13 protein-coding genes and 1 pseudogene are annotated in these 12373 nt (G+C 43.3%); 9 read left to right on the forward strand and 5 right to left on the reverse strand.

Features of this window, described 5'->3' with window-relative positions:
• Positions 1–195 precede the first annotated feature (195 nt).
• Positions 196–573 (reverse strand): hypothetical protein, encoded by a 378-nt coding sequence (locus CVD19_RS24030; RefSeq protein ID WP_101585706.1) that lies wholly within the window; start codon positions 571–573, stop codon positions 196–198.
• A 91-nt stretch (positions 574–664) separates the two neighbouring features.
• Here CVD19_RS24030 and rpiA point away from each other — a divergent pair, with 91 nt between their 5' ends.
• The 6 genes from rpiA to CVD19_RS24060 all read left to right on the forward strand — a co-directional run bounded on the left by rpiA (position 665) and on the right by CVD19_RS24060 (position 4745).
• Positions 665–1345: a ribose-5-phosphate isomerase RpiA gene (gene rpiA, locus CVD19_RS24035; RefSeq protein WP_101585707.1), complete on the forward strand. Its 681-nt coding sequence runs from the start codon at positions 665–667 to the stop codon at positions 1343–1345.
• Between the two features lie 67 nt (positions 1346–1412).
• The gene (locus CVD19_RS24040) at positions 1413–1982 is read left to right on the forward strand and encodes a DUF6434 domain-containing protein (RefSeq protein ID WP_101585708.1); all 570 of its coding nucleotides are present in this window, start codon (positions 1413–1415) and stop codon (positions 1980–1982) included.
• Between the two features lie 268 nt (positions 1983–2250).
• Entirely contained in the window at positions 2251–2616 is a 366-nt protein-coding gene (locus tag CVD19_RS24045; RefSeq protein WP_101585709.1) for a DUF2089 domain-containing protein, read from the forward strand.
• 12 nt (positions 2617–2628) lie between these two features.
• Positions 2629–3012 (forward strand): SHOCT-like domain-containing protein, encoded by a 384-nt coding sequence (locus CVD19_RS24050; RefSeq protein ID WP_101585710.1) that lies wholly within the window; start codon positions 2629–2631, stop codon positions 3010–3012.
• Between the two features lie 9 nt (positions 3013–3021).
• Positions 3022–3315 (forward strand): hypothetical protein, encoded by a 294-nt coding sequence (locus CVD19_RS24055; protein WP_101585711.1) that lies wholly within the window; start codon positions 3022–3024, stop codon positions 3313–3315.
• A 164-nt stretch (positions 3316–3479) separates the two neighbouring features.
• Positions 3480–4745: an Nramp family divalent metal transporter gene (locus CVD19_RS24060; protein WP_101585712.1), complete on the forward strand. Its 1266-nt coding sequence runs from the start codon at positions 3480–3482 to the stop codon at positions 4743–4745.
• 62 nt (positions 4746–4807) lie between these two features.
• Here the strand turns inward: CVD19_RS24060 and CVD19_RS24065 are convergent, their stop codons facing one another.
• Entirely contained in the window at positions 4808–5653 is an 846-nt protein-coding gene (locus CVD19_RS24065; protein ID WP_101585713.1) for an alpha/beta hydrolase, read from the reverse strand.
• 204 nt (positions 5654–5857) lie between these two features.
• Between CVD19_RS24065 and CVD19_RS24070 the strand changes: the two are divergent.
• Positions 5858–6219 (forward strand): annotated as a pseudogene (locus CVD19_RS24070) (RidA family protein).
• A 66-nt stretch (positions 6220–6285) separates the two neighbouring features.
• Here the strand turns inward: CVD19_RS24070 and CVD19_RS24075 are convergent.
• Entirely contained in the window at positions 6286–7077 is a 792-nt protein-coding gene (locus CVD19_RS24075; protein WP_180953785.1) for an SDR family NAD(P)-dependent oxidoreductase, read from the reverse strand.
• A 233-nt stretch (positions 7078–7310) separates the two neighbouring features.
• Between CVD19_RS24075 and CVD19_RS24080 the strand changes: the two genes are divergently transcribed.
• The gene (locus CVD19_RS24080) at positions 7311–7874 is read left to right on the forward strand and encodes a Uma2 family endonuclease (protein ID WP_101585715.1); all 564 of its coding nucleotides are present in this window, start codon (positions 7311–7313) and stop codon (positions 7872–7874) included.
• Between the two features lie 398 nt (positions 7875–8272).
• Here the strand turns inward: CVD19_RS24080 and CVD19_RS24095 are convergent, their stop codons facing one another.
• Both CVD19_RS24095 and CVD19_RS24100 read right to left on the reverse strand, forming a co-directional pair.
• The gene (locus tag CVD19_RS24095; protein ID WP_101585718.1) at positions 8273–9082 is read right to left on the reverse strand and encodes a protein phosphatase 2C domain-containing protein; all 810 of its coding nucleotides are present in this window, start codon (positions 9080–9082) and stop codon (positions 8273–8275) included.
• A gap of 42 nt (positions 9083–9124) precedes the next feature.
• Positions 9125–9442, reverse strand: a complete 318-nt coding sequence (locus CVD19_RS24100; RefSeq protein WP_308314902.1) for an HIT family protein — start codon at positions 9440–9442, stop codon at positions 9125–9127.
• 591 nt (positions 9443–10033) lie between these two features.
• Here CVD19_RS24100 and CVD19_RS24105 point away from each other — a divergent pair.
• On the forward strand, positions 10034–11800 hold the full coding sequence (locus CVD19_RS24105) for a glycoside hydrolase family 3 protein (RefSeq protein WP_142383566.1): 1767 nt from the start codon (positions 10034–10036) through the stop codon (positions 11798–11800).
• Positions 11801–12373 lie beyond the last annotated feature (573 nt).

The raw sequence follows: 12373 nt of genomic DNA on the forward strand, positions 1-12373 counted from the left end.
AGTCGATTAGAGCCTTTCTATTCGACCCTTTCAAAAAAATGAGCATGCCTAAAGTCGATTAGAGCCTTCCTATTCGACCTTTGCAAAAAAATGAGCATGCCCAAAGTCGATTAGAGCCTTTCTATTCGACCTTCTCCAGGAATTGTCCATGCTAAAGAATCTTGAAATTGGCCTCTCCAACGCCCATTTCCGTATCTACATTGATAATGATATCTGCATCCTCATATGCTTTGTTGATGTAGATCCCATCACCTTTGGAATTCCCTTTTCGGAAGTAATTTTCACTCCCACATCCTCTGGTAAAATGATTGTGGACTCACCAACACTCATTTGCAGCTTTACATCAAAGCTTTTTTTCGAATCCCCTCGCAGGTCGATCTCAATATCATCGACTCCAGCCTTCACCTCCAGGTTGGCCAGCTGCATTCCCTGCAGATCAAGCTGCGTATCAGAGGCTCCTGAATTCACTTGTAATTCAATCGGGATTTCATCCGTTAAAGCCAGATTCCAGTCATTTTTCAAGTCCCCGATCGGTCTACTCGCAAAACCATCCTCTTGTTCAATAACAGCCATCCCTTCTTTTCAAATTACATTATGCTGTTAGAAACCGTTGTCTATAATCCTGTATAATAATAGGAAAAAAGAATCTTAAGGTGGGTTAAAATTGGATTACATAGACGTGAAAAAGAAATCAGCCGGTGAAAAAGCTGTTGAATTGATAAAGGATGGTATGACCGTTGGGTTGGGATCGGGCTCAACCATATACTGGACATTGCAAAAACTCGGTGAACTCGTGAAGAACGGCTTGAATGTCAAAGGCATCCCATCTTCCCGGCGTACTGAGCAATGGGCAACCGGGTTTGGCATCCCTTTGACCGATTTTTCGGAGGTAAGCAGCCTGGACTTGGCAATTGATGGTGCTGACGAAGTCGATTCGGATTTTAATTTGATCAAAGGTGGAGGCGGCTCATTGCTAAGGGAGAAAATAGTCGATGCTGCCTCCGGGGAATTAATCATCGTTGTCGATGATTCAAAAATCGTTTCAAGGCTGGGCCGCTTTGCACTCCCGGTTGAAGTCGTGCCCTTCGGCTGGGAAATAACAGCCCGCAAAATCACAGGACTTGGATGCAAGCCAAAATTAAGAACGCGGGACAACGGTGTATTTCTTTCAGATAATGGAAATTACATATTGGATTGCCAGTTCGATAGCATCCCAGATCCACACGAGCTTCATAAAAACTTAAAGCTTCTTTTAGGCGTCGTAGAAACAGGGCTGTTCATTGGAATGGCAAACAAAGTGATTGTGGGAGAAGCAAACGGAGTGAGAATATTAGAAAAGAATTGAAGAACAAGTGCATAAATTCGTTTAGCAGGAACGTTTGTTCTATAAATAAATAGGGAGGGGTTATAAGATGAGGCCTGAGCTTACAAAAGATATTAGCGTGGAGCAATTTAAAGATTTTTATTGGCTGAAAGAAGAACTGCAAATGTTTTGCAGATATAATGGAATCAGCACGAATGGCTCGAAGCTTGAGATTTCAGCTCGTATTGCGACGTTTCTTCAAACAGGCGAGATCATAAAACCTTTGAGAAGTTCAAAGGCCGTAACAAAATCCAATACAAAAGACAAATTGAGCCTTGATACGGTCATTGCTGAAAACCATCGTTGCACCCAGGATGTCAGGGCTTTTTTCAAATCAGTAATTAATTCTAAATTCCATTTTTCCACATATATTCAGAACTATTTTAAAAACAATGCAGGAAAGACATATCGCGATGTTGTCAAGGCCTGGTATGAAGAAGAAGAACGAAAGAAAGACCCTTCTTACAACAAAAAAATCGCCCCTCAATTTGAATACAATCAATATATCCGTGACTACTTCGCAGACCCCAATAATAAAGGAAAAAGCCGCGAAGACGCGATTAATGCCTGGAAAACGGTTAAAGCACTTCCTGGAAGCAACAAATATACGCCCCTCTAATCATCATTAGCAAAAGCATTTGCGTGACTCCGGCATCAAATGCTTTTTGTTTACCAATTTAAAACTAATTCCCTCTACAACTTCCATCAATGGTCGGTTTTTTACAGCTTGAATATGGTGGATGTATTCTTCGCACAACCCGTATTACTCAAGCTTGATAAATGAAAATTAATATTAAAATTAATAATTTTAATTTATTTATGATTAATTATTTACTTTTTAAACATTTGATTATATAATTTAAACAAATAAACGAAAGGATTATATTATGGCCTATCCTGTTATTACGAGTTGCCCTGTCTGCAGCAAGACGTTGAAAATCACAAAATTGCACTGCACTCATTGCCACACAACAATTGAAAATGATTTCGAGCTGTCGAAGTTCGCCTCCCTTTCGCAGGAGCAGCTTCAATTTGTCGAGACTTTTCTTGTATGCAGGGGGAATATTAAAGAGGTTGAAAAGGAACTTGGGATTTCCTACCCTACCGTGCGAGGAAAGCTGAACGACGTTATTACGGCCCTTGGATATGAGCAGCAAAAGAAGTCCGAATCGGATGAGAAAAAGATTGTTTCCATGCTGGAAAAGGGAGAAATCACCCCTGAAGAAGCAATAAAACTTTTAAAAGGTGAGTAGGAGGAATCAATGATGAAAGAGGAAATTTCCAGGGTTTTGACAATGGTCCAAGAAGGAAAAATCGACTCCGATAAAGCAGCGGAGCTCATCCAGGTGCTAAAAGAAAAAGAAGGAGAACATGCTTTACATAAGTCGAATGACTACCTTGACAAAATATTAAAAGTCCGTGTAATTTCCAAGGAAAACGACAACGTCAATGTTAACCTGCCGCTTAAGCTTGTAAAAGCGGTGTTAAAGACAGGGCATAGTATTGCCGCAAGCATTCCACAATCTGAAAAATATGTGAAGGAAATTGATATAAACTTGCTGATCGAAGCGATCGAACATGAACTGGACGGACAAATAGTAGACATCAAAGCAGCAAATGGCGACTCCGTAGCCGTCTTTATTGAATAGGGATTTCCGATGATTAAAGTAAAAATCAAAACAGACAAGAATCTAAGATTGAACATACCGATACCATATGCCATTTTAAAAGCAGGCTGTTCACTTCTCACCTCAGAGATGTTTTTAAAAAACATCACGAAATGGGCCAACCACCACTCAGAGCATAAAACCAACATATCTTTCATTCCCCTTAACAGTAAACTTAGCAAGGAATTGGTGAAGCAAACCATCGGTGAACTTCGCTGTTACGAAGGACTCATATTAGTGGATGTCAAATTGAAGGACGGTACGGAGGTATCGGTAAAATTGTAGGTGCCTGATCCCCAGCGCGTTAATTCATCACCGCGGCGGGGGTCAGGCATCTTTTTTATGTTTCAAACTCATTCATTTCGGATAAATGATTCTATAATGCCCGTTTCAAATTTTACATAATTGATGATGATTTTTGCCGGGCTATATGGATGGGGGGAATGTGAATGGAAAACTTGACAAAGACTGAAGTCCCTTTAGGACCCAGAAAACCTGCAAGCAACAAACGGAGCGTAATTGGACCCGGCCTGATTGTAGCAGCTACTGGTGTCGGTGCCGGGGATCTGGTTGCAGCCCTTGTGGCCGGTACAAAGTATGGCCTCGTTTTTCTATGGGCCATAGTTGCAGGCGCCATTTTAAAATTCGCGCTTAACGAGGGAGTTGGCCGCTGGCATCTTGTCAGTGGGAAAACGATTCTTGAAGGCTGGCGCTCCATTGGAAAATGGGCAACAGGCTATTTCGCTTCATACTCGATTATCTGGGGATTTGTATATGGAGCAGCCGGAACATCTTCTTGCGCTCTTGCCATGGCAGCATTGTTTCCAATCTTTCCGTTGTGGGGCTGGGCAGTTTTTCACGGCATCCTTGCTTTTTTGCTAGTCTGGAGGGGCGCGTACAAAACCTTTGAAAGAACGATGAATCTGCTTGTTGCCTTAATGTTTCTGACGGTAGTCGGCTCCGCCATCCTCGTTATCCCCCAGCTCGGGGACTTGTGGGACACAGCTGCTCCCACACTTCCAAAGGGTTCACTGCTATATGCGTTAGGGCTGATCGGAGGAGTCGGCGGTTCCCTGACAATGGCGTCTTACGGGTATTGGCTACAGGAAAACAACTGGAAAGGTTCCGCTCTGGTCAGACTCATGCGGTACGATTCCGCAGTGGCGTATATTGTCACAGCCATTTTCACGATTTCCCTATTGGTGCTAGGTGCAGCTTTATTGTATGGAACTGATACCGGGATTAGCGGGGAACAGGGGCTTGTTTCTTTTGCCTCGATCCTTGGGAATGAACTTAATCCAGCTGTCCGCTGGCTTTTCCTGCTTGGGTTCTGGTCGGCCTCGTTCACTTCTGTTCTCGGTGTCTGGAATGGGGTTTCTTATCTCTTTGCCGATTTTATCAGGACTGTCCGTCATTCAAATATAAGAACGGAAGACCTCAGCAAAACTAAATCATTCCGCTTTTATGTGCTCTGGCTGACATTCCCGCCAATGCTGCTCCATTTTATCGGGAAGCCGGTCGGGCTCATTATCGCCTATGGAGCCCTCGGAGCTCTATTTATGCCATTTTTGGCATTCACACTCCTCTGGCTGCTCAATTCAAAAAAGTACCTGCAGCCGGGAGACCGCAACAAATGGCTTTCAAATGCCTTCCTGTCGCTAAGTATTATAACGTTTGTAGTTTTAGCCATAACAGAATTGAGGAATCTTTTCTAAAAAATGGGGCCTGACCCCCGGTACGGTAGCGCGTTAATGCACCGGGGGTCTGGCCCCTCATCTTATATCGTCAGGCTTGTTAACCATTCCCTGACAAGTTTGTGAGTCTCTATGTTGGACAAAATGCCATCATGGGTCTCATTAGATATTTGTTCAACTTTTATTTTGGTATAGGTTGAAAAAACAGGCTCGTACTGATCGGCATAAAAAACCTCATCATTTTCGCCCACGAGTACGAAGGCAGGCTTAGTGAGCTTTCGTAGCCCCTGTTTATACTTTAACAAGGTTCGAGACATCATCAGCCTGTAGCTCATTTCCAGTGTTTCACTTCCATGCCGAAGCTCTTCCGGGCGGTCCACTTTCAACACAGTGAGACCATTCCACCGTCTGATTCCGAGAGCGTTCAACAAATACAGCCCAATCATCCTCTTCATGTCCACAATTATGGTGCCATCGGACGGTCTTTCTGTTGGTGCGCCTGGGCCTAGATGGGGCGCCAATAGGAGACAGGCATCGGCGAGGTCAGAATATTTGCCTGTCATAAAGCGGATAGCCGTCCCTCCGCCTGCTGAGTGCCCGGCAATAATGATCTTACTAATAGCTTGGTCCTTCCTAATTTGTTGAACAAAGTCTGCCAGGTCATCCTCCGTTTGACCAATGTAATCAACATCCCCCCTTCTGGCTGGATTCTCGCCGTAACCGCGCAAATCAGGGGTATAGACCTTCGCAAGATTGTTGGATGAAACAAATTCGGCCAGCGGGTAAAGGTACTTGCTGTCTTCCGAGATTCCGTGGATAAGAATCATTGCCGACTCGGACTGTGCGGGATAGTATCGGTAAATCAGGGAACTGCCATTCCTCGTTGAATAGGTTGGGCTGGCTGGAAGAGCTAGTTCGATTTGCTCCATATTAACAACCACCTTATATTATATTTATCTGAATCATAGTATGATAGGTTGTTTTTTCATACAAAAAACTAAGCCGCTGGTTGCAAAATGGAAAGAAATTCCGAGGATGTGTGAAAATTATTTTGCCACACAATTGAGAGCGGTCAGAAAGGAGAAAATGAGGTGGAGCAAAGTAAACAAGTAAAATTCATAAACCCTGAAACAATGCCAGGAACGTTTGGTTATACGAACGTGGTGGAAGTGAGGAACGTACGGACGATTTATGTATCCGGACAGGTGGCCCTGAACAAGGATGGCCAAGTGATCGGTACAGGGGATCTGGCCTCACAGACGAAGCAGGTTTTCGAAAATATCAAACACGCATTGGAAGCTGCACAACTCAGCTTTAATGATGTAGTGAAATTAACCTTCTTTTTGACCGATATTTCACAAATGCAGGTTGTACGGAATATCCGGGATCGGTACGTCAATACATTGAATCCGCCAGCCAGCTCCGCGGTTGAAGTCCGCAAGCTGATTAGGGACGTATGGTAGAGATTGAAGCAATGGCAGTTGGGGATTTGTAGGGTTTAAATAGTAAAAAAACTAAGCAGGAATGGTATCCAGCTTAGTTTTTCTTGCGGTCTGTCCGACTAAAACGCCCGAAGTGATCCACCATTAACAGTATATTCGGCACCTGTCACAAAAGCTGCCTGATCGGATGCCAGGAACAGGACAACAGCCGCTACTTCTTCGGGACGGCCCAGGCGGCCAACAGGAAGCTGTCGCACATTTTTTGCAAAATGCTCTATCGCCTCGTCCTTATCCATTCCAAACTGTTCAGCCAGCCCTTCTGCAAATCCCCCCGGCTTGTCCCATAACGGAGTGCGGGTCGGCCCCGGCGAAACGGAATTTACGCGTATTCCCTGAGGACCAAACTCATTTGCCAACGCCTTCGATATACTGAGCATTGCGGCTTTCATTGCGCTGTAATCGACCAATATTGTGTCAGGCTGCCGTCCACTCTCTGACGCGATATTTATGATTGACCCACTCTGTTGCTTAATCATATGAGGAAGTGCAGCACGGCTGGCGCGAACCATGCTGATCAGATTGGTTTCAAACATTTCTGTCCAATCCTCGTCACTTACACTCAAAAATCCCTCTCGGGACGGCGCAATTCCGACGTTATTCACGAGCACATCAATTTTGCCAAACTTATTTATTGCCGCCTGGATTAGACGTACCGGGCCCTCCGGGGTACTTAAATCAACTGGCACAGGTAAGAGCGTGTCCCCATAGCCAAGTTGCTCCAATGAAATAATAGTGCGGCTGCCCCCGACTACCATCGCCCCTTCCTCCAGAAAGCCACGGGCAATTGCCAATCCAATCCCTGCACTGGCACCTGTGATAACAGCTACTCTATTTTCCAAGCCTAGCTTCACGAATCTCTCCTCCTCTAGACTTATGTATTTTGATAGCGCGCATAACATAAACTGAAGTGTCCCGTTTAGACCGACATAACTTAAGTATAATCCTCTGCGGCTTTAATATGTCATTTTGCGCATTGGTTACGGTCAGAGCCCGATTTCGCAAAAGCTTTGTTTCTGAAATCAATCCAGAATATAATCATACATAAAGGTATTTATTTTTGATTAAGAAGGAGGGTGTCTTATCTATGGAGCTGCCAAACAAGAATCTTATATCTTTGGAAGAATTCCATAAGTTAAGGGAATCAACCAATCGCTTATTGGAGTATATTGACGGGGCAGTGTTCATGGTTCCTTCCCCATCCACGAGGCATCAAAGAATATCCAGCAGATTACATGCCAGCTTATTCAACTTTTTAGAGGACAAGGATTGTGAAGTTTTTCATGCTCCGTATGACGTCGAACTTCGTAGGGAGGACTTGGAAGGAACGAAAATAGTGGTTCCCGATATTTCAGTAATTTGTGACGAAGACGGAATAGAAGAAAATAAATATGTGGGCATCCCTTCGTTGATCATCGAAATCGTCAGTCCTTCCAATCAGTCCCATGACCTGGTGCACAAATTAAACCTGTATATGCAATACGGCGTCAAAGAATACTGGATTGTTAATCCCCTTTTATCAACCGTGCAAATCTATCGGTTAGACGAAAAAGGTCAATATGAACAAACCGCTGTTATAAAAGAGACAGGAATCATTCATTCAGATGTTTTGAAGGGTTTCACAGTTGACGCGCAAAAAATCTTCCAATAAAAAACGCCTGACACCAGGCTTATTACCCTTATTCCTGTAATCCAATACAGTTTCATCTTTATCAAATTGATAATCCCTTTGTTCGTATGCTCCAATAACAGCTTTATGAGATATGACCAATCCTTCTCCCCGTTTTAAAATATGGTGAAGAAGAGTTGTTTTTCCAGAACCTAAAGTGTAGTCAAAATTATTGTTAATAAACCATTTACACAAAGTAATTTACATTCCCACGATTTTGTCCTTCATAAACCGTATGAAGGATACTTTTGCCATTTTGCCGAACGATTTTGTCCTTCATCACCAGCATAAAGACAGGCATCCTTTTAATTAATGAAAAAATCCTATAAGCACTTTTATGGTAGTATGCACTGCAGAAATTGGCCATATGTCCACATATCCTATTCATCGCTTGGTCTGCTTGCGTCTTTTGATATACTTACATCCCATGCAACGATGGTAGTGCTGTCCCTGGCATCGTTCTGTTTAAGTGTTTGCAGTAGTGGCAGAATATTTTTGTCACCTGGAGAATCTGACAATACTTTAAATATTTCACTTGGATCTAAAAATGGCTCGTTCGGACATTCAACCAACCCATCAGTAGTCAGGAAGATATGATTTATCCCTTTTCTTAATTCCTTCGTTCCACTAGTATAACAAGGCACCGACTGTTCAAAAGTATTCACTTGTCCCAGCCATTCGTAAAATTGCCTTTGATTGACCTGATACTGGCCAAGTGCAGCAAGTTCTTCATGGAATAAGTATAGAATACAGTCTCCTACCGAAAACCACCAAAGATATTTGTCTTTTCTTGCAACAATTAAACACGCTGTTTCTCCCCTTACATTGCGGCAAGCAGTTAGAAAATCTTCTCCTTGAAATAGTTTTAAAACCATTTCTTCAAGTCTTTTAAAAGAATAAACAACAGGCCGGGATAAAAGACGTGTGATGTCTGTTTTTCTATTTAAAAACTGTTCTAATACTAGTTCGGCACTCTCAGCAGTATGATGTGCATCCAAGATGATTGCAAGCTCCCACTCTTCTTTTTCATCCTGCCATACCAAGCAGCCATCTTCGTTTTTATACTGGCCTGCTGTTGAGCTCCCTCCGTAACGTCCAACCATTATTCGGTTAATTTGATGGACATTAAGTTGATCAACGAAATTTTCCTGACTGCCGACCCAGCTAAATGCTTTAATAGATTTATTCATTCGTATTATTCTCCAGATATAATTTAATACGTGTACTTAGTTTCAGAACTTCATTGCTTCACCCACAGGAGCATCTTCCCAATCATATGCTTCCATTGGCCCCCAATAAGCTTTGGGTGTATTTGGATAGCGGGGTACTAGATGCATATGAAGGTGTGGAACAGAATCACCTAAAACAAGGGAATAGATGTGCTCAGCCTTTTCAACCTCCATTAGTGCTTTACTAACTCTTGCCATGGCCATCCCGAATGCTTGTGCTTCCTCCATCATCATATCTCCAATTGTTGGTACGTGCCTCTTTAAGTCAATCATGAGATGGCCCAGGTAGTTCGGTTTTCCACTTTTGTCGATGTGGCTCACATAAACATACTCGTCCTCATAGATCGTTACTCCTGAAGTTGTGATGCTTCACGCATGCTTTTGGCATATAAAACAATCTTCCATTGGAAATACCCCTTTTTGTCGTATGTCTAAAAATTATAATACAATCTAATAATACTGTTATATTTTACTGAAAATTCAACAATTCATCTGTTCCTGCCTTTCCAGCTTTGATGAGTCCTTGCAATACAAATATCGGTCGAACCGCGACGCAAACAATTTCAGTGATGCTGCGGACATCTCCATTTTCCACCCCCTTTTGGACTCTAGTTTAGGTCAAAACCTTCAGCTATATCAGTTATTATCCTATCGTGCTTTTCCTACTTCCTGGTCACTGACACGCTCTTCTTTTAGGACAAAAATATAGGAGAATGTCTATTTTCCATAACTAAAAACCTAGCAAAACTGTTTCTAAAGTCGAAATACTATGGCTTAAGTAGCAATTTTACGCATCACCGTGGTTATTCGTTGACGCATTTTCTTTCAAAATGCTAACCTTTCATTGAAAGCGATTACATAGGAAGGGAGCTTACTTTGGCAGTTGGCAAAAAAATTTTAGAGGAGGAAAACATGAAAAAGTTCTGTACTTATTTAAGCAGTCTAGTATTAGCCTCTACTCTGATTCTACCTTTTGCGGTTAGCGCCCAGTCCAGCAATGGGCACCAGCATCCAGGCCATAAATATGACAAGGCCAACAATGGCATGGTACAGCGAATAATTGCGCGTATGTCCGACAAAGAAAAGATTGGGCAGCTGGTTATGCCATCGACTCATGATAATCAAGCTCAAATGCCGGACGACAGGACACGGAAATTAATCCAGGAGTATAATGTCGGCTCTGTCATTGTATATGGGGAACGGAATGCACAGACAACAGCGAAATATAACAACCAGCTGCAAAAGTGGGCTTCTGAAACCCGCACAACACTACCATTATTCATTTCTGCAGACCTTGAATATGGAGTCGTCCAGCATGTCACCGATGCAACGACGTTCCCGCGCCAGATGGGCATAGGTGCAACAAGAGACCTTGCAGCCGCTAAGGAAATAGCGCGAATCACTGCTGTCGAGTCAAAAGCAACAGGCTTTAACTGGAATTACTCACCGGTAGCAGATGTCAATACAAATCCGGCAAATCCTGTTATCGGTGTCAGATCCTTTGGCGAAAAAACAGACCTCGTATCCAAAATGACAGCAGCCCAAACGAAGGGTTATCAAGAAAATGGTGTAGTGGCAACAGCAAAACATTTCCCAGGACATGGTGATACAAGTGTTGACTCACATTTAGGACTGGCTGCCGTGAACTATGACCGCAAAACGCTGGAGGAAGTGCATCTGCCTCCTTTCCAGGCAGCGATTGACGCTGGTGTTGATTCGATCATGACGGCACATGTGATCATTAATGCAATTGACCCTGAACTCCCAGCCACACTTTCCAAACCGGTGCTCACAGGGCTTCTCCGCGAGCAAATGGGCTTCGACGGAATCATTGTCACTGACGCGATGAGCATGCATGCCATCGCTGAGAACTGGGGTGCGGGCCAGGCAGGAGTCATGGCGATAAATGCAGGTGCTGATATTGTCATGGCAACAGGAACATATGAGGAACAGCTGGAGACATACGACGCGCTGTACAATGCCCTGCAGTCAGGTGAACTAACTGAAAAAAGGGTCGACGAATCACTTAAACGCATCTTAAAAGCAAAGTTCAAATATAATCTGTTAAATGACCGCTACGATGATCCTGCAAAGGCAACCAGCGTGGTCAATACTCCAGAACATAAGCAATTTGCTGCAGATGTTGCGAGGAAATCGATAACACTCCTCAAAAACAACAGTGTACTGCCTTTCAACTCAGCAGCCGAACAAACCACCCTTGTCGTTGGACCAAAGATCTATGGATCGAATTACTACATCAATGATATAGCAAAAGCTGTTGACGAAAAATCAGCAGGTAAAGTATTAAGTTACATCACTGCTAACGACTCGTCTGATGCTGAAATTAGCCAAGCTGTGGCACTCGCCAAGCAGGCCGACAGGGTTATTGTTGCCACCTTCTCACCAGGTGAATTGCCTGCAGGACAAGCTAAACTGGTCAAAGCTCTGCAGGGAACTGGAAAGCCAGTAGCAGCACTTTCACTCGGGCTGCCGTATGATATAAAAAATTACCCGGATGTTGGAGCCTACCTGGCCACCTATGCTGTAGAGCGCTGGGGATCCCCGGTACCAACAGCCTGGAACGCCGCGGTTGACGTGATCTTTGGAGCCCAGCCAGGCGGGAAGCTTCCTGTCGGCATTGAAGGCTTCTACCAGTTTGGAGACGGTTTAAATTACTAAGCTAATTTGAATTTGGCAGCTGTCCCGTCCTTTTGTAGGGCGGGATTTTTTGTGAATTCCAAGCAGCCCTGGATCAGGTTCTCCCTCAGTATCAAGGGGTTTTTGGCGACCTGTATTCCGTTGTTTCTCTACTGACATTATCAGAGTAACGCTGTGAAAATTCAAGAAAACTTAGTAAATCTCTATCAAAGCCGTATGTATAGAAATACTTAGAACAGACTTTGCAATACTTGCTTTTTTCTTAGAGAGGTCATTAGAAATACTTTTTACTTGGTCAATTATGAGTTTCAATGTCCAGTAACGCCTTTTTAATATCGCCAAGGGCCCAATCCGCATAAAAAATGAACTCATAATCACTAAACTCAAATGATTCCGGTTGAATTAGTGTAGACTTACTACAATAAATCCACTTTTCAGGTGAAGAATATCGCCGTTTTTAATTAAAATCTCTCCAGAAAAATATCGATATTCACCGATGTGTTCTTGTGGCAATGCTAAATAACATACTTCTTGAGACTCCCACGGCTAAAGCCGCAAGCCCTAAACCTTACGGTTTGACGGGTGGGATTCTTG

Origin of the sequence: Bacillus sp. T33-2 (assembly GCF_002860205.1) — a bacterium.
Classification (GTDB): domain Bacteria; phylum Bacillota; class Bacilli; order Bacillales; family Cytobacillaceae; genus T33-2.